Annotated in this window: 21 protein-coding genes; 18 read left to right on the forward strand and 3 right to left on the reverse strand. The window is 37.2% G+C overall.

Annotated elements, in window-relative coordinates:
• Positions 1-477: 477 nt before the first annotated feature.
• Both rsmD and coaD read left to right on the forward strand, forming a co-directional pair.
• On the forward strand, positions 478-1029 hold the full coding sequence (gene rsmD, locus ACHABU_RS19865) for a 16S rRNA (guanine(966)-N(2))-methyltransferase RsmD (protein ID WP_435766699.1): 552 nt from the start codon (positions 478-480) through the stop codon (positions 1027-1029).
• Between the two features lie 11 nt (positions 1030-1040).
• Positions 1041-1526, forward strand: a complete 486-nt coding sequence (gene coaD / locus ACHABU_RS19870; RefSeq protein ID WP_379495727.1) for a pantetheine-phosphate adenylyltransferase — start codon at positions 1041-1043, stop codon at positions 1524-1526.
• Between the two features lie 24 nt (positions 1527-1550).
• Here the strand turns inward: coaD and ylbJ are convergent, their stop codons facing one another.
• Entirely contained in the window at positions 1551-2765 is a 1215-nt protein-coding gene (ylbJ, locus tag ACHABU_RS19875) for a sporulation integral membrane protein YlbJ (RefSeq protein ID WP_435766700.1), read from the reverse strand.
• Positions 2766-2956: 191 nt separating this feature from the next.
• On the opposite strand from ylbJ, the gene ACHABU_RS19880 reads away from it, so the two are divergent.
• The gene (locus ACHABU_RS19880; RefSeq protein WP_435766701.1) at positions 2957-3976 is read left to right on the forward strand and encodes a SepM family pheromone-processing serine protease; all 1020 of its coding nucleotides are present in this window, start codon (positions 2957-2959) and stop codon (positions 3974-3976) included.
• A 45-nt stretch (positions 3977-4021) separates the two neighbouring features.
• On the opposite strand, the gene ACHABU_RS19885 is transcribed toward ACHABU_RS19880, so the two are convergent.
• Positions 4022-5230, reverse strand: a complete 1209-nt coding sequence (locus ACHABU_RS19885) for a nucleotidyltransferase (protein ID WP_435766702.1) — start codon at positions 5228-5230, stop codon at positions 4022-4024.
• A gap of 183 nt (positions 5231-5413) precedes the next feature.
• On the opposite strand from ACHABU_RS19885, the gene ACHABU_RS19890 reads away from it, so the two are divergent.
• From ACHABU_RS19890 to ACHABU_RS19905, 4 genes are all read left to right on the forward strand, one after another.
• Positions 5414-5944, forward strand: a complete 531-nt coding sequence (locus ACHABU_RS19890; RefSeq protein WP_435766703.1) for a YceD family protein — start codon at positions 5414-5416, stop codon at positions 5942-5944.
• Positions 5945-5990: 46 nt separating this feature from the next.
• Entirely contained in the window at positions 5991-6164 is a 174-nt protein-coding gene (gene rpmF / locus ACHABU_RS19895) for a 50S ribosomal protein L32 (RefSeq protein WP_379495722.1), read from the forward strand.
• 153 nt (positions 6165-6317) lie between these two features.
• Entirely contained in the window at positions 6318-7025 is a 708-nt protein-coding gene (locus tag ACHABU_RS19900) for an enoyl-CoA hydratase/isomerase family protein (RefSeq protein ID WP_435766704.1), read from the forward strand.
• Between the two features lie 64 nt (positions 7026-7089).
• Entirely contained in the window at positions 7090-7569 is a 480-nt protein-coding gene (locus ACHABU_RS19905) for an RsfA family transcriptional regulator (protein WP_435766705.1), read from the forward strand.
• 199 nt (positions 7570-7768) lie between these two features.
• Here the strand turns inward: ACHABU_RS19905 and ACHABU_RS19910 are convergent, their stop codons facing one another.
• Positions 7769-8245 (reverse strand): N-acetyltransferase, encoded by a 477-nt coding sequence (locus ACHABU_RS19910; protein ID WP_435766706.1) that lies wholly within the window; start codon positions 8243-8245, stop codon positions 7769-7771.
• 272 nt (positions 8246-8517) lie between these two features.
• Here ACHABU_RS19910 and ACHABU_RS19915 point away from each other — a divergent pair, with 272 nt between their 5' ends.
• From ACHABU_RS19915 to murD, 11 genes are all read left to right on the forward strand, one after another.
• Positions 8518-8901 carry a DUF3397 domain-containing protein gene (locus ACHABU_RS19915; protein WP_435766707.1) on the forward strand — a complete coding sequence of 128 codons (384 nt, stop codon included), beginning with the start codon at positions 8518-8520 and terminating at the stop codon, positions 8899-8901.
• Positions 8902-8989: 88 nt separating this feature from the next.
• The gene (gene bshC, locus ACHABU_RS19920; RefSeq protein ID WP_435766708.1) at positions 8990-10612 is read left to right on the forward strand and encodes a bacillithiol biosynthesis cysteine-adding enzyme BshC; all 1623 of its coding nucleotides are present in this window, start codon (positions 8990-8992) and stop codon (positions 10610-10612) included.
• Positions 10613-10814: 202 nt separating this feature from the next.
• Positions 10815-11246, forward strand: a complete 432-nt coding sequence (gene mraZ, locus ACHABU_RS19925; RefSeq protein ID WP_435766740.1) for a division/cell wall cluster transcriptional repressor MraZ — start codon at positions 10815-10817, stop codon at positions 11244-11246.
• Between the two features lie 61 nt (positions 11247-11307).
• Positions 11308-12285, forward strand: coding sequence for a 16S rRNA (cytosine(1402)-N(4))-methyltransferase RsmH (rsmH, locus tag ACHABU_RS19930; protein ID WP_435766709.1), 978 nt, complete (start codon positions 11308-11310; stop codon positions 12283-12285).
• A complete protein-coding gene (gene ftsL / locus ACHABU_RS19935) occupies positions 12285-12659 on the forward strand; it encodes a cell division protein FtsL (protein WP_435766710.1) in 375 nt (124 codons plus the stop codon). The genes rsmH and ftsL overlap by 1 nt, the downstream gene beginning before the upstream one ends.
• Before the next feature lie 16 nt (positions 12660-12675).
• Entirely contained in the window at positions 12676-14922 is a 2247-nt protein-coding gene (locus ACHABU_RS19940; RefSeq protein WP_435766711.1) for a penicillin-binding protein, read from the forward strand.
• Between the two features lie 99 nt (positions 14923-15021).
• Positions 15022-16956, forward strand: coding sequence for a stage V sporulation protein D (locus tag ACHABU_RS19945; protein WP_435766712.1), 1935 nt, complete (start codon positions 15022-15024; stop codon positions 16954-16956).
• Between the two features lie 121 nt (positions 16957-17077).
• Entirely contained in the window at positions 17078-18562 is a 1485-nt protein-coding gene (locus ACHABU_RS19950; RefSeq protein ID WP_435766713.1) for a UDP-N-acetylmuramoyl-L-alanyl-D-glutamate--2,6-diaminopimelate ligase, read from the forward strand.
• A gap of 2 nt (positions 18563-18564) precedes the next feature.
• Positions 18565-19932 (forward strand): UDP-N-acetylmuramoyl-tripeptide--D-alanyl-D-alanine ligase, encoded by a 1368-nt coding sequence (locus ACHABU_RS19955; protein ID WP_435766714.1) that lies wholly within the window; start codon positions 18565-18567, stop codon positions 19930-19932.
• A 54-nt stretch (positions 19933-19986) separates the two neighbouring features.
• The gene (gene mraY, locus ACHABU_RS19960; protein ID WP_435766715.1) at positions 19987-20970 is read left to right on the forward strand and encodes a phospho-N-acetylmuramoyl-pentapeptide-transferase; all 984 of its coding nucleotides are present in this window, start codon (positions 19987-19989) and stop codon (positions 20968-20970) included.
• Entirely contained in the window at positions 20970-22319 is a 1350-nt protein-coding gene (gene murD, locus ACHABU_RS19965) for a UDP-N-acetylmuramoyl-L-alanine--D-glutamate ligase (RefSeq protein ID WP_435766716.1), read from the forward strand. Before mraY ends, murD begins: the two co-directional genes overlap by 1 nt.
• The last annotated feature ends 100 nt before the right edge of the window (positions 22320-22419 follow it).

The raw sequence follows: 22419 nt of genomic DNA on the forward strand, positions 1-22419 counted from the left end.
GAAGAAAGGCATAGGTGAGACTCTGAAATGCGTTAGCATGAAGGGGCTCACCAGCCGCCCGTGGAAAGCGAAGTATATTTCCCAGAGCGGTCGCCGAAGTAACTTATCCTAGTTCGAAGTTTATACATTTTGTGGAATAACAACAAATCTTTTTGGTGGGACGAGTAATCTTTTAGAATACAGCCTAAGACAAAAGAAAAACCTGCAGAATATTCTTCTGCAGGTCCCTTTGTTTTTCGCTTGAAAAACAAAAAGGCAAAGGGAGAGGAGAAACCGGAGGAAGAACTTATGGGGAAGTGTAAGTCTTCTCCGTTTTTGAAACAACCAAACTAACGATTAGTTGAATCATTATGATATTATGGACATTGAAAGAGATAATATACATATACAATTATTTATTTATATTTTAATTGGAGTTTTCTAAACAAGATTTTTATGGTAGGATAAGTGTCGAATACGTCAAGCTGAGGTGAATTTATGCGAGTTATAGCAGGCGATTTAAAAGGAAGACAATTAAAAGCGGTTTCAGGGAAATCTACGCGTCCTACAACAGATAAAGTTAAAGAAGCTGTCTTTCAAGTGATGGGACCATTTTTCGATGGGGGTAATGTGCTAGATCTGTTTGCTGGAAGTGGGTCCATGGGAATAGAAGCATTGAGTCGTGGAATGGAATATGGCATATTTGTTGATAAACATCCAAAAGCAATACATACTATTTATGAAAATTTAAGAACAATGAATTTGGATCAGTGCTCAGAAGTATTTCGTGCCGAAGCTCACAGGGCACTAAAAGCAGCAGCTAAAAGAGAACTGAAATTTGATTTAATTTTACTGGACCCACCATATGGAAAAGTTGACTATGAAGAAATTCTAAACGACATTATAAAATTAAATTTAATTCAATCGGGTGGAACAATTTATTGTGAACATGATTTATCCGAAGAGTTGCCGAGCAAAGTCGAACACTTGGAAGTGTATAAAGTGGAACGTTATGGTGGAACGATTGGTATTACTATATATAAAGCATAGGAGCGTTTACAATGGGAAAACTGGCAATCTGTCCTGGAAGTTTTGATCCTATTACCAATGGACATTTAGACATTATAACTAGAGGTGCAAAAATTTTTGAAACTGTTATCGTAACTGTGTTTAATAATCAGTCCAAGTCACCTCTGTTTAATGTAGAAGAAAGAATGCAATTACTGGAAGAATCAACAAAGGACATTCCTAATGTATCGGTAGATTCTTCAGATCATTTATTAATGGACTATGCAGCGGAAAAGAAAGCACATGCTGTTATTCGGGGTCTACGTGCTGTCAGCGATTTTGAATATGAAATGCAAATCACTTCAATGAACAGAAAACTGAACGAAGATATTGAAACATTTTTTATGATGACAAATAATCAGTATTCGTTTCTCAGTTCGAGCATGGTGAAGGAAATAGCTAAATATAATGGGAATATCTCTGGCTTGGTTCCAGAACATGTGGAAGAAGCTCTAAGAAGGAAATTTAACAGTAAGTAAAAAGATGGCTTAACGGCCATTTTTTTACTTACTTCTTTTATATAAGATCATTACGGATAGTGCCAAAAAGCAAATTGTTATGAATGGACCGAAATCTTTTAAGTAATGAAAAATGGTCAACCAAATATTCTCTGTAATCCCGTCTTGTGAAACAGGGATTTCATTCAAATCTATCGTATGCCTGTCCAAGTATAATGGCTTGTATAAAATGATCGTTAGGATAACCGCAAATGTGCCATGTAAAATTCGTGCAAAGAAATAGGGAGCGAATCGAATATCTGTTTTTGCGAGAATACTGGCTACTTGCGCATGAATGGAAAGCCCATTAAAACCTAGAATAAAACTGACAAGCATTGCTTTTGGCAGAAGAGAGTCTGTTGTTGTTTGTGAAATCATATTGGCACCAATCGTAATTTCAAACAATCCGGAGAAGAACGGGAGTGCCAGATCTTCTGGTAGGCCGAGTGTTCTTAATAGTACTTCCCCAAACATTGCGATTGCGGGTGATACGCCCACAAGAAATAATAATTTAATTAGGACTGAAAAGAGAATAATAAATCCTCCAACCATTACTAATGTTTTAATGGAATTCAAAACGGCGTCACCAAGAATTTCACCAAGCGGTTTATTCTCCTTCATCCGTGTTCGGTGCATTTCTCTAAACGCTCTTGTAATTGAATAGGTAGGTTTACCTCGCCATTCCATCCTTTTTTGCCTGTTTCCATCCTTTTTCCCATGGAACCTCATGCACATACCCACAAGAGCATTACTTGTATAGTGGGAGAATGCTAAAAGCGTTCCAAGCTTCAAATCGTGAAAGAAACCTGCAGAGATGGCTCCAAAAATAAATAAGGGACTGGAATTATTTGTAAATGAGACAAGTCTCTCTGCTTCAATCTTCGTCAATTGTTTTTCTTCCCGCAGACGAGCAGCTATCTTTGCCCCAGTGGGATAACCACTTGCCATGCCCATCATCCAACCAAAACTACCTGCACCTGGAACATTAAATAAGGGACGCATAATTGGTTCAAATAATATCCCAATAAATGTAACAACTCCAAATGCAAGCAGGAGTTCAGCTGTAATAAAGAAAGGTAGCAGTGAAGGGAAAACCACTTCCCACCACATATTCAGTCCTCGAATGCCGGCTTCTAATGCCTGGTCAGGAAAACTGATTAGAGATATAGTTAGAAAAACAGTTAAACCGGAATACATGAAAGTTTTAATGATATGCTTCAATAGAAAGCCCCCTAGTTAATGAGCCTAGCTCTGTACAACTTATTTTGTTAGTAGTAAAATTATTCTATTGTTTTAGGCGTAGCAAATTGAATAAGACAAGTCTGTACAATATACGCTCATACATAGGTGAATTATTCCATAGACATGAGAAAGAATTGTTTGGGGAATACAGGAAGGAGCTATACGATACGATGAAAGTGACTAAAAGAAATATAATATTTTTTATTATTACCGTTGTTATTGTCTATTTTTTGGGAGTGTATCAACTCCCGTATTACATTCAGAAGCCAGGAGGTGCAAATCCGTTGAATCCGATTGTTGAAGTCTCTGAGGGATTTGAAAGTGAAGGTGATATGCATCTAGTAACCGTAAGCGGCCTCCAGGCAACCCCTATTCAGTATATAATGGCTAGGATGTTCTCCTATCAGGATATTCTTCCGCTTGATCAGGTCTTTCCAGAAGGGATCTCTCAGGATGACTATATGCATGCACAGCTACAAGTGATGGAGAGTTCACAAGAGGCAGCAACCGTTGTGGCCTATGAAGCAGCTGGAGAGGATATCATCATCGATTATAATGGGGTATACGTTGTTTCTGTTGTAGAAGGAATGCCGGCAGAAGGAAAGCTTGAAACCGGAGATCGTATTATTGGTATTGATGGAAATGAGATTAAAGAGTCAGCAGATTTAATTGACTATGTAGACTCGAAAAAGAAGAATACTGTTATTACAATTGAATTTGTACGTAACGAAGAAACCTTGAGTGAAGAGATTACATTAGAAGAATTTACTGAGATTGAAAATAAAGTAGGAATAGGTATCAGTCTTGTAACCGATCGTAATGTATCGGTAGAACCGGAAATTGAATTTACAAGTGGTAATATTGGTGGTCCGAGTGCTGGTCTCATGTTCTCATTGGAAATATATGATCAACTAACAGAGGAAGATCTTACGAATGGTCTAGAAATAGCTGGAACCGGTGAAGTAGATTATGAAGGTAATGTTCTCCGAATTGGTGGAATTGATAAGAAAATAGTTGCGGCTGATAAAGAAGGAATCGATATTTTCTTTGCACCAAACGAAAATGGAGCTAACAATTCCAATTATCAACTAGCAGTAAATACGGCAGAAGATATTAATGCCGATATGGAAATCGTGCCGGTCGATACGTTTGAAGATGCTCTAGACTATTTAAATCAATTGCAGAAGTAACCCTCGGCACATAAACAAAAATAGACCTTTCAAAAAGGTCTATTTTTATAAGCGGATTGGGGACTGCAATTCTTGCTGAAACAATGAATTCCTTTTTTCTGGAGGAAGGACACTATAATAGGCCTGAGCAGCTTTCTCTTCGATGGCCAACACAGGGTGCTGATTACGTGTTAGTTTCGATAAAAGGGGTACGTGCATCTGTTTTTTTTGTCGATTTAAATAAGTACGTCCTATTTGTGTCATACCAAGCACACGAACATATGGAACAGAAGGTAGATGAACAGTTTCAAAGTCAGCTTTCTTTGTGTTCGTTAAAATATGAACGAACATACGCTGAATCCTTGTCCAAGTATAGCGTTTTGTTTTAATCGATTCTATCCATCTGTAAATAGAGGTTGCTTTTTTTGCCGTTTTTATAATTCGGTTTTCCAAGCCTTCATCTACACCCTGAATAGCTTTAATCTCGCTGGCAGACATGGTCATAACACGATATTGAAGGAGCGGAAAATAATTCTCCCACTGATGCCAAATAGATGATTTATCTTTATATACCATTAGCTGACTTTCCGTTTCTTTAGGGATTGCAGGTAGGATTTGTGCTGTTAACGCGTTATGCTTTAATAGTTCTTTTCTAATGCTTGTCGCACTAGCAATCGTACTCGTGATGGTTTGATCATGAAAGTCATTATTTGTACGCTTAATCGTTAATGGTGAAATAGACAAGTTATTTTCCATGATCGATTTTACATAGCTATAACCAAGTATATTATTAGGTTTAGTTAGATCTATATTTTGATCTGTTAACCCAATATTCGTATAAGCATGTTTACTTGCTTCTGGGAAGGAAATCCCTTTATCTAAATATTTTTTTAAGGTTTCCTCAAAAATTGCACGTTTTGCTTTAAAGGTGTGAAAACTTGTAATAAAATGTGAAATAGAACCAGATTCACTTCCGAAACAAATTGTGGATACGCCTGCTTCGTTCAGTGTTTTTACTGCACCATCTGCAAAAAGGTCACTATTTTGTACAGCATAGATATACGGGAGTTCCAATACGATATCAATTCCTGAATTTAGAGCAGTTCTTGTACGATGGAACTTATCGATGACAGCTGGTTCACCACGTTGCAGAAAATTGCCACTCATAACAGCAATCATACAGTCTGCTCCAGATGCCTTTTTAGCTTCCTGTATATGGTAGATATGACCATTGTGAAAAGGGTTATATTCGACGATTAAACCACAAGCATTCATAAACTCAACTCCTAGAGATTGTCTATTAATTATTGTAACAAATTATTAATTGTGACGCACGGAGGAGTATAGTATGATTAGTACAGACAGATGCGGGAAATATAGTAGTATGTGTAAAGAAAATATGTTGACAAAAGTTCTTTTTTCTTTTAAAATAACTCTTGTTGCCTAGAGGTGAAATTAATGAAATTAACATTAAGCCAAATCAGAAAAAACGCGGTTAAAAAACCATTTGAATTTGATGAGATGGTGGATGTTTCCGAACTGGAAACAATGAACAATGATATTCGCGAAATAAAACCTGTCCGGGTTCATGGAAAAGCTGACATTCAAGGAGATCAGTTCTTTTTCTCTTTTACGATAGAAGGGGAAATGATATTACCTTGTGCCAGAACATTGGTAGATGTACCTTATCCGTTTACAATCCAAGCAAACGAAGTATTTTCCACGTCTTCCTATTATGGAAGTGATGAAGTTGAACATGAAATTCATCCAATAGATGGAGAAGTTCTTGACTTAACACCTTATATAGAGGAAAATATTATATTGGAAATCCCTTTTCGGGTTTTTACAAAAGAGGATAACCCTGAAGGAGGAGCTCCTTCTCAAGGTAATGGATGGGAATTAGTTTCGGAAGTAAAAGAAGAAAAGACAATAGATCCCCGTTTAAAAAAATTGGAATCGTTGCTTGAAAATAAAAAGGAAGAAAAATAAGAATTACGATTCAAGTTTTACTTTCATTTTGAAGGAGGTGTAAGTCATGGCAGTACCTAAGCAAAGAACGTCTAAAAAAGTAAAAAATCAACGTCGTACTCATAAAAAATTACACGTACCTGGCATGGTAGAGTGTTCAAATTGTGGAGAATTAGCAAAACCGCACCATGTCTGCAAATCTTGCGGACATTATGACGGAAAAGAAGTAGTCAACAACTAATCTTCTAAGTGTATAAAGAGACAGATCACAAATTATGTGGTCTGTTTTTTTATATGTATGCTAATCTATATACATAAAAATGAGTGTGAAGGAGCGATCATTGTGTCGGAATTGGTTACATATAAAAGGAATCAAGGGTATGGGGAAATTTGTTTGAATAGACCTGACAAACGTAATGCTATTTCATTAGCGATGCGGGAAAGTTTGTCAGCCTGTCTTCAAAAGGCAAGAAAGGATCCGATTAAATTTTTGCTCATTACGGGAGCTGGCGATAAAATGTTTTGCTCTGGAGGAGATTTAAATGAACTGCACGGGGACCTAAAGCCAGAAGAAGCATATGCATTACTATCCCCGATGAAGGAATTATTATATCAAATTGTTAACTTTCCAGTTCCTACAATTTGTTTATTAAATGGCGATGCTTTAGGGGGGGGTTGCGAAATTGCGACAGCTTGTGACGTTCGAATTGCAAAAGAGAACACTACATTTGGTTTTGTGCAATCAAGCCTTGGTATCCTTCCAGGTTGGGGTGGTGGAACACTACTGTATGAAAAAGTCAGTCCCCATTTTGCATTAAACTGGTTAATTGAAGCGAAGAGATACGATGCAGAGGAAGTAAAGGAGCATGGTTGGCTACATACTATTGTGACTGTTGAAGAGTGGGATGATCGACCGAAGCTATTACAGAACTATATTTCAAAATCATACAAACAAATGATCATGCTTAAAGAGCAGTACCTGGAAAAGGTAATGGGAGACAATTTATCGGCTCACATGGATCAAGAAGTCCTGAATGCTGCCAATCTTTGGGATTCTGCTGAACACAAGGTAGCAGTGGGAAAATTTTTAACTAGGAAATAAGAATTCTATTCTAGCACCCCTATTTTTTGCATACATTGATAGCAAACATATTAGGAGGGGTGTTATGAACGATACAAGACAGGATGCTTGGACCCAGGATGAGGATATTATCCTCGCAGAAACAGTTTTACGCTTCATTCGAGAAGGTAGAACGCAGCTTGAAGCGTTCAAAGAAGTTGCAGCTCAACTTTCCCGTACGTCGGCTGCATGCGGATTCAGATGGAATGCAACAATCCGAAAGCAGTATCAGCATGCTATTCAGTCCGCAAAAGAGGAAAGAAAAAGTGGAACAAAGAAAGAAGCAGTTATATCTGATCATCACGAACCAAAAGAGAAGTATACAATAGATTCTGCCATACAGTTGCTTGAAAAAATGAAATCACAATTTCCGAATGAGAAAAGCGTGGTAGATATAGCTAATGAGGAAAAATTGAAGTATCTGGAAAAAGAAAATGAAAAGCTTAAAAGCCAGGTACAAAGATTTGATCAAGCATGGCAGGAATTGTATAAATTATGGACATCCGTTAGGGATGGAGATTTATAAAGTGTCAATTCCCCTCTGCGAACTTTATTGTTTCCCCACAATAAAAAGACATGAATGGAAATTAATATTCATGTCTTCTCCTTATGGACGAAACTTTTTTAGTTCTGTTTTATTTAGCAAGTAAGAAAGTATAAACTTTCTTACTTGCATAAGTGCAACTAAGGCATTCGCCGAAAAGGCTTGGCGGATGCCAAGTTTTCTAAGATTCTTTTTCTTTAACACCTTCTGGGAGCCATATGAGAGGATTTTCACCTAAATCTCTTTCCATGTTATAATGGGCTTTCACAAAGCCCATTTTCTCCCAGAACCCATGAGAATTAATTCGGGGGCTAGTCTTAATAGGGAGATTGGATTCCTTAGCGAAGTCAACGAGAGCTTTTCCATACCCTTTCCCCTGGTAATCGGGTAATACTTCAAGTTTCCATAATGTTAAATAGTCTTGAGGTGGTGCAAAGTAATCGTCATATCTCTTATCTACTTCGTATAGGCTCATTCTTGCAATCAAATTATTACCATAGTAAATACCATGAAATGGGGATTTACTGTCATTTTCGATTATATTATTTTGCAAATCCTCCATCATCGTAAGTTCCTGGTTTCCGTATTCTTTAAACCTTTTAAACTTCTCAAGCGTTTTATAATTAACTAAGAGATTTTCCACTCTAATTTGTTCCATAAAAACTCTCCCCCTATATCTAATGTATTCTCCCTTTTAAAACTGCAGCTTTTGGAAGAATGATTTTTTTAATAATACAAAGAAAAGCTATAAATCATTCCAAATTTATTATAATATAAAAGTGATAATTTTAAAAATATTTGACGCTTTTATATACAAGACATGAAGTTATGACGCTGAGGATAAAGTGGATTGCTATTTGTGAGCCATAAAGTTTTTTTATCTGATACAATATATAAAGGAAAATACGAGGAGAGGGATTCTGGAAAAATATGTTCAATTACATTATTTATTTCATATCATTATTTATAACACTCCCGATTTTTGCGACCGTATCTATTTATTTGATATCTGTTAAGATTCTACATAGTAAAAAATTAAAAGCAGTACATACGGCTGTAAATTGGACTACTATTTTATATATAATAGCTGTTGTGATACTGTTTGATCTTATTTTTGGTGGGATTTTTATTGGCTGGATGATTGTTTTTTTTATCATCTCGCTTTCAATAATCATTATATATCAGTGGAAAACTAGTCTAGAGGTAGAATTAGGTAAAGCCATAAAGGTTATCTGGAGATTTTCCTTTATTTTGTTTCTAATGCTATATATTCTTCTTGTATTAGTAGGGATTATTCAACAAATTTTTGGTTGAGTAATTTTACAAACAGATTAGATGAAAAGAATGAGAAACTTATGTACAATATAACATGTACATTCTGAATAGAAGGAGCATGGGATCAATGCGTATCGACCCTATACAATTAAAAGCTCAAAGTCAGTTAATAGCTGATTATCGAAATAACAGGGAAGAAATTATGAGTTTTTTTGATTACTCGCCTTATAACGATGTTTATGAACAGAGAGTCAAGGACTTAAAAGGTCGTACTTTTGACCGTGAGAAATTAACATATGTATTACATAAAATGAATCATCAGTGGGATGCTCCTATATCAACTTTTAATAATATTGATAAATTAAATGATGAAAAAAGTGTAGTTGTTATTGGTGGTCAGCAAGCCGGTTTATTGACAGGACCAATGTATACGATTAATAAAGTGATTTCTATTATTCAATTTGCCAGACAACAGGAAGAAGAACTTGGGATTCCCGTAATACCAGTTTTTTGGATAGCTGGAGAAGATCATGATTTTGATGAAATCAATCATATATACTTACCCAAAATACCGCAAATGAAAAAGTATAAATTAGGACACCATATGATGGAAAAAAAGTCTGTTTCGGATATACCAATTGATCGCTCTGTTCTATCTGCGTGGGTAGATAACTTATTTGAACAACTTCATGAGACGGTGTATACAAAAGACATATACGATACGATTCATACTGCTGTGGAAAAGTCACAAACGTATGCTGATTTCTTTGCTAGAATAATTCATCACCTGTTTAAAGATGCAGGCGTTGTATTAATTGATTCAGGTAATCAAGAAGTAAGACAATTGGAAAGTCGCTTTTTCCAGGATATGATAAAACACCAACCTGGAATAAGTGAGGGAGTGTTCTCTGCCCTGTCAGATCTAAATAAAAAGGGATATCAGGTATCTCTTGAGTCTGGTCCCCATGATGGACACCTTTTTTATCATAAGGATCATGAACGTATTCTTTTAACGCGTGATCATTCGGGTGATTGGGTCGGAAAGCAGAATGAAATTCGTTTAACGACGGATGAATTAATGATAATAGCTGAAAATAATCCAGAATTATTAAGCAATAATGTTGTAACGCGTCCTTTAATGCAGGAATTATTGTTTCCCACTTTAGCTTTTATTGGTGGGCCAGGAGAAGTAGGATACTGGGCAGGACTTAAACAAGCCTTTCATACATTGGACTTAAAGATGCCTCCAGTACTTCCTAGATTATCTATTACAGTAGTTGAAAGACAAGTTGCAAAAGCTCTCCAAAGGTACGAAATTGATGTTGTGTCTGCTGTTAATGAAGGGGTAAATAGTAAAAAAGATAAATGGCTGCAGTCGAAGAGTAATCCACAAGTCAATGAATTGACCTCTGAAATTAAAACAGTTATCGAAAAGGCACATAAACCGCTTCGAGATTTGGCTAAAGATATACGGAGTGACCTTGGGGATTTAAGTGAGAAAAATTTGTCCTATCTATATAGGGATATCGATTTTATTCAGGGTAGATTAGTTAAAGCGTTAGAAGAAAAATATGCAAAGGAACTATATGAATTTGACCTTATTAATGCTTCACTCCATCCTCATGGTGGTTTGCAGGAACGCGTATGGAATCCGCTGCAATGGGTTAATGAATACGGAATGGAATTCATTTCTTATATAACGATGACACCATGTTCTTTTGAAGAAGAACATTATGTAGTTTATCTTTAAATGTGGGATGAACACCCACTCTTTACCACAATAAAAATATATTTTAGAAAAAGCTGTCTATCATTGATATGACAGCTTTTTTTTGTGGATAAATAGTTGTTTAAGAACAAGACTTATCCACATCGGAAAAAATGTTAGTTATTATGTGGTAGATAGTGGGGGAATGTGGTATTATAAAAAATATGAAAGTGGGGCGGACTATATGTTCATGGGTGAATTCCTTCATAGCATTGATACAAAGGGTCGAATTATTGTCCCTTCCAAGTTCCGTGATGAACTTGGGCCAAGCTTTGTTGTTACTCGTGGACTGGATAAATGTCTATTTGCATACCCCATGGATGAATGGAAAATTTTAGAAGAAAAATTAAAAAAACTCCCACTAACTAAGAAGGACGCCAGAGCATTTACACGATTTTTCTTTTCTGGAGCTGTTGAATGTGAAGTGGATAAGCAGGGAAGAATAAATATTCCGCAAGGACTTCGCAAATATGCAGGTTTGGAAAAAGAATGTAATGTCATAGGTGTTTCCAATCGGATTGAATTCTGGGCAAGTGACAGTTGGGAAGATTATGTCACAGATTCTGAAGAATCATTTGCAGAGCTTGCAGAAAATCTAATGGATTTTGATATCTGATTATTGTTGTTATCCACAATCAGTATGAAATCATTCGAAAACTAATTAAGTGGGTGTATGTATGTTTGAACATTACAGTGTTTTAAAGAATGAAACGATAAAGGGATTGGCAATCAAACCAAACGGTACGTATATAGATTGTACGGTTGGTGGTGGTGGCCACTCATGGGAGATAGCATCTAGGCTTAATGAAAATGGATTGCTTATCGCTTTTGATCAGGATTTAGATGCATTGAAAGCGGCTAAAGAAAGATTGAAAACATACGAGGATCGGATTTTATTTGTTCATTCAAACTTTCGTGGATTAGAGCGAGAACTGTCCGGGCACAATATATCGACCGTTGATGGTATTTTATTTGATCTTGGTGTATCTTCGCCACAGTTGGATCGAGGCGAGAGGGGATTCAGTTACCAGCATGACGCTCAATTGGACATGCGCATGAATCAAACACAAGAATTGACTGCATATGAAATTGTGAATACGTGGACATACAATCAGATTGTGTCCATCTTTTTTAAATACGGGGAAGAAAAGTTTTCTAAGCAGATAGCAAGAAAAATAGAGGCACATAGAGAAGTGGAAGAAATTAGAACGACGCATCAGCTTGTAGAGATAATCAAGGAAGGGATCCCTGCACCGGCAAGAAGAAAGGGTGGTCACCCTGCCAAACGTATTTTTCAAGCACTACGAATAGCAGTAAACGATGAACTGGCAGCATTTAATGATGCATTGCATCAGGCTGCAAGGGTTGTGGATATTGAAGGCAGAATTGCTGTAATTACATTTCATTCACTTGAAGATCGTTTATGCAAGCAAGCTTTTAAAAAATGGAGTACGGAAAAACCAACTCCTAGAAACCTTCCAGTAGTACCAAAAGACCATCAAGCTCCATTTGAATTAATTACCAGAAAACCATTAATAGCAGCTGATCATGAACTTGAGGAAAATCGTAGGTCACGTTCTGCAAAATTACGGGTAGTAAAAAAGAATTCCGAATGGAGAGACGAATTTACTTATGAAGAAGGGTGGAAAAAATAATGAGTGCAAATCAAGCCCGCAGTTGGCAGCAAACGAATCCACAACATAATCCGACTAAAGAACCAAAAGTAGCAGTAAAGATAAAAAAGAATGGCTGGATTACAAAAGGAGAAAAGATAATTTATTCGTTGCTTGGTGTAACTGTAATTGTATCTAGTATTTTTATCGTGTCATATTCATCAACAACTGATACAATAAATAGAGAATTACAGCAGCTTGAACAAACCGTTAGTACCCAGCAAGTGAAGAATGAAGGTCTTTTATTTGAAATGAAAGAATTGTCGAGACCTGAAAGAATTATTCAAATTGCAGATAAAAATGGGTTGAAAATCCAAAATACGGAAGTAAAGCAAGCACAGTCATTTAACAACTAGGCAAGGGGCTTAACCTATGAAAAAAAACAAGACAACTCATTTGATGGCAGGTGTTTACATCATTATCTTTGTCGCAGTTTTCTTGGTTTTAACGGGAAGGTTTATGTATATACAGGCAACTGGAGAAATAGACGGCGTTTCTTTAAACGAATGGGCCGATCAAAAACGAACATCATCTTATTCGATAAGTGCTGAACGAGGTAAGATTTTTGATAAAAATGGAATGACACTCGCATACGACCGACCTACATACACGATGTATGCCATTTTAGATGAAGCTTATTCAGAAAACTCAGAGGAGCCCTTACATGTAGAAAATCCGCAAAAGACAGCGGAAACGTTGGCTCCTCTTTTAGATGTTGAAGTTAATGAAATATTGGAACCTTTACAAAATGGGATGGACAGGGAACTGTTTCAAGTTGAGTTTGGTAAGGATGGAAAAGAACTATCTCAACAGAAAAAGGATGAAATTTCCGATTTGGACATCCCTGGGATAAATTTCGAAGAAGAAGCAATTCGGTATTATCCAAATGGAATGTTTGCCTCACATATCATTGGCTTTGCCAGAGAAACTGAAGTGGAGACAGAAGAAGGATACGAAAATGATATTATTGGTATTGCCGGCATGGAGAATGAGATGAACGATCTTCTAAGTGGTAAAGATGGGTTTATTTCTTATCAGCGAGACAGATATAATAAAACATTGCTAGACCCTAATGAAGTCATACAAGCGCCGGAGGATGGCGATGATGTTTATCTGACGATTGATCAAAAGATACAGACGCTACTAGAAGACGTTTTAACCCAGGTTGATGAAGAATATAAACCGAGTAAGATGAATGCAGTAGTAATGGATGCAAAAACTGGACAAGTACTCGCAATGAGCAGTCGTCCAAGTTATGATCCAAACAATCCTGCAAATGTAGAGAACTGGTACAATGACATTATTTCCAACCCTTTTGAGCCTGGTTCCACGGTGAAGATGTTTACATGGGCCGCGGCGATTGAAGAAGGTGTATACGATGGTTCGGAAGGTTTTAAATCAGGAAGTTTCCAACCGAATGAACAAGTAAAAAAAATCCACGATCACAATGGTGGTAATGGATGGGGTATTATTTCCTATGATGAAGGTTTCCAGCGATCTTCCAATGTAGCAGCAGCAAAGCTGGTTTGGGAAAAAATGGGTACAGAAACATTTCTGGAATACTTACAAGCCTTTGATTTTGATGAAAAAACAAATATTGACTTACCAGGAGAAGTTGCAGGAGAGATTCTGTATAACTGGCCATTAGAAAAAATAACATCCTCATTTGGTCAAGGCTCAACAATGACACCTATTCAGCAGATGAAGGCTGCAACGGCAATTGCAAACGATGGGAAAATGATGCAACCCTATGTTATTGATAAAATTGTCGATTCATCAACAGGTAAACTTATGGAACAAAAATCTCCATCTGTTGTTGGTGAACCAATTTCAAAAGAGACATCGGATCAAGTATTGAAACTGCTGGAATCAGTTGTAAATGGTGAACATGGAACAGGGAAGATTTATCAATTGGATGATTATTCAGTTGGTGGGAAATCAGGAACTGCCGAAATACCGAATCCTGAGGGTGGCGGATATTTGAATGGACGAGAAAATTATGTTTTTTCCTTTCTTGGTATGGCCCCTATAGAAGATCCGGAGTTAATTATGTATGTATCGGTTCAACAGCCAGAATTGAAGCCGACGGAAACTGGATCTGTGCCACTTTCGTTTATATTTAAAAATGTTGTTGAAAATGGTCTGCATTATTTAAATATTGCCCCTGATAAGGACGAGATAGAGACAGTCGAACAAGTTACCATGCCGCAAGTAATCGGTGAGAAATCTACCGATGTAAAAGAAATGTTATCAGAACAAGATCTGAAAGTTTCATTGGTTGGAAATGGAGAAGAAATTGTTTCATCCAGTGCAATGGAAGGGGAAATGGTTCTGCCAAGCGACCGCATTATATTAGTTACGGATGAGCCCACAATGCCAAATATAATTGGGTGGTCACTAAGAGATGTTATGAAACTTACAGATCTTATGAGCTTTAAGATTGAAACATTTGGCAATGGTTATGTTATAACACAAAATATAGAAAAAGATACACCAATAAAAGAAAACGATTATTTGGGAATTGAGCTTGCGCCTCCAGATGAAAATGCAAATGCAGATAAGGAAAACAGTGAAGAAACAGAGGAAACGATAGATGAAAGCTCCTCGGAAACAGAATAAAATACCCTTCAAATCGTAATCAATAGACAAACAGTGTTCTATTCAGTTTTTTTTACTCATATAGTTGATACAAACCAGCCTAGGAAAAGGGGATGGAAAATGAAACGTGTATCAACTGTTACAGTTAAAAAACGAATAGTTACTGTTTTTCTTTTTGGGCTACTATTACTAGCAGTTATCGTAGTTCGTTTAGGTTATGTCCAATTCATAATGGGCGAACAATTGACAGGACAAGCCAATGATCTTTGGACAAGAGATATCATATTTGAAGCGGAAAGAGGGTATATTTTAGACACTGAAGGAGATATTTTAGCGGAAAATGTAACAGCTCCGTCAGTTGTAGCCATTCCAAGACAAATACAGGATCCTGATGATACAGCAAAGAAATTGGCAGGAATTCTAAATGTTTCTGAAGAAAAAATTAAGGGAACCATAACAAAAAATGCTTCTAGTGTTAGTTTAAGACCGGAAGGAATAAAAATATCAGAAGCACAGGAAAAGGCAATACGCGACATGAATTTAGCTGGAATATATTTAGCGAAAGACTCAAAACGCCATTATCCCTATGGGGATGACTTATCCCATGTACTCGGATTTACCGGTATAGATAATCAAGGATTAATGGGTCTTGAGCTCTCTTATGAAGAAAAGTTGAGCGGAGAAGAAGGGAGCCTTTCGTTTTATTCAGATGCAAAAGGTAGAAGACTTGATAGCCTGGCCGATGTCTACACACCACCTACTGATGGCCTAAATCTTAAAACAACGATAAATTCAAAAGTGCAAACCATTATGGAGCGGGAGCTTGATGCTGCAGTTTTAAAGTATAACCCGGACGAAGCCTTAGCGATAGCGATCAATCCTAAAACCGGCGGAATACTCGGTATGACCTCACGCCCTAATTTTCATCCGGAAAAATATCAGGAAGTCAATGCCTCTATTTTCGGGAGAAATTTACCCATTTGGAGTACCTATGAGCCTGGATCCACATTTAAAATAATTACACTTGCTGCTGCTTTGGAAGAAAACGAAGTTGATTTGGAGGAAGATGATTTTTACGATGATGGTGATATTTCAGTAGGGGGCGCAACGATACATTGTTGGAAAAGTGGGGGCCATGGACACCAAAGCTATTTGGAAGTTGTCCAGAACTCATGTAACCCAGGATTTGTAAATTTGGGACAAATGCTTGGAACTGAAAAACTATTTTCCTATATTGACGCCTTTGGATTTGGCGAGAAAACGGGGATTGATTTACAGGGAGAAGGGAATGGTATTTTATTCAAACCTGAAAATGTTGGGCCAGTTGAGCTGGCTACCACATCTTTTGGCCAAGGGGTCTCTGTAACCCCTATTCAACAGGTTAACGCAGTAGCCGCCGCAATTAATGGAGGCTATCTATATGAACCATATATTGCTGTAGAATGGATAGACCCTAAGACTGGTAAAGTAGTAGAAAAAGTTGAACCTAACCTGAAAAGAAGAGTTATTTCTGAAACAACTTCCGAAGAAATTCGTCTTGCATTGGAAAGTGTTGTTGCTCAAGGGACGGGACGACCAGCATACGTAGATGGTTATCGTGTCGGCGGGAAGACAGGTACCGCTCAAAAAGTTGGGCCTAATGGAGCGTATTTAGACAATAATTACATTGTTTCATTTATCGGGTTTGCTCCAGCAGATGATCCTGAAATGGTTGTATATTTGGCTATCGATAATCCAAAAAATACGGTTCAATTTGGTGGGGTCGTTGCGGCGCCAATTGTTGGAACAATCATTGGAGATAGCTTAAGAGCAATGGGTGTGGAACCGAGAACAGATGGACTGGAAAAAGAATATATGTGGCCTGAAATGCCAAAAGTGGAGGTTCCTGACCTGATTGGTCATTCCAAGCAGGAACTTGCTGAGTATCTGCTGGATTTATCGATTGAATCTAGTGGGGAAGGCGAATACATTACAGATCAGTCACCAGAACCAGGCACCAAGTTAGAACAAGGGTCCACGGTAAGAATATATCTATCCGATGAAAAACATCGTTAAAAGTAATGAAGTTTGCTATAATATATATGCAAATATACAAAAGAGGGTGAGTACCACCCTCTTAAAAATGGATAGATTCAAGAATACATATGTAGGATCTAAATTAGATAGGATGTTTATGATGAAATTAAAAGAATTGCTTCATGTATTACCTTTTTATGAAACTAATTCAGCAACAATAGATACCATTGAATTTAATAATATTGAAATGGATTCCCGTAAAGTAAAACAAGGAAATGTTTTTATTTGTATTTCTGGTTTTACTGTTGATGGACACGATTATGTGGCTGAGGCTGAAGCTAATGGTGCTGTAGCAGTCATTTCTGAGAAACCGGTAAGTGTAAAAGTATCTATTCCGATTATTATGGTATCGGATACTAACCGAGCTTTACCAATTCTTGCAGCAAAATACTTTGATTACCCAACTGCAAAGCTTCCGCTCATAGGTGTAACGGGTACAAACGGCAAAACAACTGTAACCTATTTATTGGAAAAAATATTTAATCTTCATAAAAAGAAAACGGGAGTAATTGGTACCATACAATTAAAAATTGGCGAAGATACGTATCCAGTTGCCAATACAACCCCCGACGCATTAATCTTACAAAGAATTTTTAACAAGATGCATAACGATAACGTAGAGCAGGCAATTATGGAAGTTTCATCTCATGCGCTTGATCTTGGAAGAGTATATGGCTGTGAGTATGACATTGCTATTTTTACGAATCTTTCACAAGATCATTTGGATTATCATACTGATTTGCAGGATTATCTTCGAGTAAAAAGCCTATTGTTTTCCCAACTCGGAAATAGCTACAGTAACGACTCTCAAAAATTTGCAGTAATAAATGAAGATGACCCATCAAGCAACCTATTAAAACATAGTACAGCACAACATGTTTTGACATATGGATGCAAGAATAAAGCAAATGTAATGGCTGAAGACGTTAAGCTAGAAGCAACTGGTACATCGTTTCATTTAAATTCTCCAGCAGGAAACATCCATATCAGCAGTAAACTGATTGGGATGTTTAATGTTTATAACATGCTGGCAGCAAGTGCTGCTGCAATAGCAGCCAGAGTGCCTTTACCTGTAATTAAAGCGGCACTTGAAAGTATTCAGGGAGTGAATGGACGTTTTGAACCTGTTGCTGAAGGACAGGATTTTGCGGTAATCGTTGATTATGCACATACACCGGATTCTCTTGAAAATGTACTCCAAACGAGTAAAGAGTTTGCTAAGAAAAAAGTATATGTTGTGGTAGGATGCGGTGGAGATCGTGACAGGTCAAAGCGTCCACTAATGGCAACCATTGCACTAAAGTATGCTGATCATGCACTATTTACTTCAGATAATCCAAGGACGGAGAACCCTAAAGAAATATTGGATGATATGATTGAGGGACTAGATGCATCTAATGGAAGTTTTGAAGTTATTGAAGATCGTCAAGCGGCAATTATAAAAGCTGTTAACTATGCCAAAAAAGACGATATCATCCTTATTGCTGGAAAAGGACATGAAACATATCAGGTAATCGGTCATACGAAGCACGATTTCGATGATCGTGAAGTGGCCAGAACAGCAATACATGCTAAGGAGAAATAAAAATGCTATTTACAACGAATTGGTTATCGCAAATTTTTACAGACAATCAAGGGCACGTCCAAGATAACAAGAAGATTAACGTAGTTACAACAGATAGTAGAAGTAAGGAAAATAATTCCTTGTTCATACCAATTATTGGAGAAAATTTTGATGCACATGTTTTTATCGAACAGGCGATAAAAAACGGAGCTGCTGCAGTCCTCTGGGATAGAAGTAAAAAAGTTCCTGAATCTGTCTCACCGAAATTCCCTGTTTTTTTCGTTGATGATACGTTAAAAGCGTTGCAGGATTTGGCAGCGCAATACAGAAATGAGGTAAACCCGTTTGTTATAGGTATAACCGGTTCCAATGGAAAGACAACAACTAAGGATCTAACGGCAGCCGTTGTGAAAACGAGCTATCGAACCCATTATACGAAGGGGAATTTTAATAATCACATCGGTTTGCCACTTACGATACTGTCTATGGACAGGAATACCGAAGTATTGATTCTTGAAATGGGTATGAGTAATTATGGTGAAATTGATTTATTATCCCGAATTTCCAGACCAGATTATGCAATTATAACGAATATTGGAGAATCCCATATCGAATTCTTAGGTTCAAGGCAGGGAATAGTAAATGCAAAGTTAGAAATTGTAAATGGGTTAAATGAAGCCGGAGTTCTAGTTATTGATGGAGACGAACCATTGCTTCAGGGTTTGCAGGTAAAACAAAAAGTAGTCAAAAATGGTTTTGAAAAAACAAATGATAATATGCTCTCGAATGTATTAATTACTCCAACAGGAACAGAATTTAATTTATCAGATGGAATAAACTATACAGTACCACTGCTTGGAAGACATCATGCGAAAAACGCTTCATTTGCTTTAACAATAGGAAATCAGTTGAAAATAGCTCCAGAAAAAAGCAATTCGGCTTTCCAGGAACTGGAGCTTACTAGCATGCGATTTGAACTAATAAAAGGAAAGAACGATGCTTCGATTATTAATGATGCATATAATGCTTCACCAACATCGATGAAAGCATCCATCGATGTTGTAAAGCAAATGGATGGTTTTCCACAAAAGGTATTGATCTTGGGAGATATACTGGAACTTGGAAATCATTCAGAATCACTGCATCGATCAATAGCAGATGCCATTGAATCCCCTATTACTGCTCTATTTACCTATGGCGAACAGGCAAGACTGATTTCAGAGGAAGTAGAGAAAAAGGCAAGCACTATTGAATGCTTGCATTTTGATTCCAAAGAAGAAATGGCTAAAGCATTGCATACGTACTTAACAAAAGATGCGCTATTACTATTTAAGGCTTCACGAGGATTGAAGTTTGAAACAATTATAGAAGGTTTACAGAAAAACGAATAAAGAAAAATATCATTCCAATCTTAGTTGGGCGGTTATGTATGAGGAGGATACGAAGTGAATATAACTGTACTATTAGTAGCAATAGCTATAGCATTTCTCATTACCGTTCTTCTATCTCCAATATTTATTCCATTTTTAAGAAGATTAAAGTTTGGGCAAAGCATTAGAGAAGAAGGACCAAAATCACATATGAAAAAAACGGGCACTCCCACAATGGGCGGCCTTATGATAATCTTCAGTGTTATCATTACATCTATTATTATGGCCAGTAGAACAGGTGATACGGGTATAGGTTATGAACTTTGGCTGTTAATTTTTGTTTTATTTGGCTATGGACTGCTCGGGTTTCTTGATGACTTTATTAAAGTTGTTATGAAACGAAATCTTGGACTTACATCGAAGCAAAAACTGTTTGGCCAAATTATTATTGCACTTGTGTTTTTCTTTATTTTAAGAAGCCAGGAATTTTCAACAGCAGTACATATCCCGGGTACTGATATTCAATGGGATTTCGGTTGGGCCTATGCATTCTTGATTATATTTATGATGGTTGGTGCCTCAAATGCCGTCAACTTAACGGATGGCTTGGATGGTCTATTGGCTGGAACAGCAGCCATTGCATTTGGTGCTTTTGCTGTCCTCGCCTGGTATGGCACCCCACAAACGGAAGAAGCAATATTTGCACTTGCAGTAGTTGGTGCGTTGCTTGGATTTTTGGTGTTCAACGCACACCCAGCAAAAGTATTTATGGGAGACACGGGTTCCTTAGCACTTGGGGGAGCCATCGCAGCGCTTGCAATTTTAATGAAAATGGAAATCTTATTGGTAATTATCGGCGGAGTATTCGTTATTGAAACCCTCTCTGTAATTATCCAGGTTATCTCTTTTAAGACAACAGGAAAAAGAGTGTTTAAAATGAGTCCCTTACATCATCATTATGAATTACTTGGCTGGTCTGAATGGCATGTCGTTACAACATTTTGGCTTGTAGGACTTTTATTTGCTGCACTCGGCATCTATATTGAGGTGGGCTTATAATGAAGAAGTTTACGAATTTCCCTTATACAAACATACTAGTGCTCGGTCTGGCTAAGAGCGGTACAGCTGCTGCTGAAACGTTACTTGCAAATGACAAAAAAGTTATTGTTAATGATATGAAAGCAACTGAAAATGATGAAAATGTAGTGAAACTGAAAAAGATGGGTGCCGATGTGATCGTTGGCTCCCATCCTATTTCTATTCTGGATGGAATCGAACTTCTTGTGAAAAATCCTGGGATTCCATATGAAAATCCGATAGTGGCGGAGGCTTTAAATTTAAGGATACCTGTAATTACTGAAATTGAGCTAGCGTACCACTTAACAGATGGACCGATTATCGGGGTAACTGGATCAAATGGGAAAACGACAACGACTACATTGGTAACAGAAATGCTTAAGGAAAGTAAACAGCAAGTCAAGGTAGCTGGTAATATCGGGATTGTAGCTACAGAAGCTGTCCATTCATTGAGTGAAAAAGAAACACTTGTACTTGAATTATCATCTTTTCAATTGCAAGGAATCGAAAAGTTTAGACCGACCACAGCTATTTTACTTAATATATTTGAAGCACATTTGGATTATCATAAAACGCTGGATAATTATAAACGAGCCAAATTCAATATCTTCAAGAATCAAACAGAAGATGATTATCTTATATACAACGCAGATGATAAATCGATTGCTGATGAAGTAAGAAAGGCAAAAGCAAAACTTGTTCCATTTTCTGTTAAAAGCAAAGTAAAGTCTGGCGCATGGGCTGATTCAGAATATATTTATTTTGCGGACGAAAAAGTGGTCGAGAGGCAAAATATTGTTCTTGTTGGAGAGCATAATCTTGAAAATATATTAGCTGCAATTGCTGCCGCAAAACTGAATGGTGCTACTAATGATGGTATTCGTACCGTGTTAACGACTTTTACTGGAGTGAAGCATCGTCTCCAGTTTGTAGGAAATATAAATGGACGGTCATTTTACAATGATTCAAAAGCGACAAATATGTTGGCAACTCAAAAAGCTTTACATGCATTTACACAGCCCACCATTCTGCTCGCTGGTGGACTTGATCGAGGAAATGAATTTACAGACTTGTTGCCATTTCTTGGAAATGTGAAAGCCATGGTTGTGTTTGGTGAGACTTCCGAGAAACTTAAGCAATTATGTATGGAAGCAGGCATTAAAACCGTTCTGGAATCTGAAAATGTGGCGAAAGCAACCGAACATGCGTATTCCATTTCCGAAGAGAAGGATGTGATTCTCTTGTCACCGGCATGTGCCAGCTGGGATCAATATCGAACGTTTGAAGAAAGAGGAGACATGTTTGTACAAGCCGTGCATAAACTAAATTAGGGGCAATGCAAAAGCTTAAACCTAGGCGTGGCTGTTTAGGTAACTAATTTATCTACAGCATTACAATCTTATAATAACTACATCGAACGCCCCTGATCCT

The sequence above is a fragment of the Oceanobacillus sp. CF4.6 genome (genome assembly GCF_051262635.1).
In the GTDB taxonomy this organism is placed as follows: Bacteria; Bacillota; Bacilli; order Bacillales; family Amphibacillaceae; genus Oceanobacillus.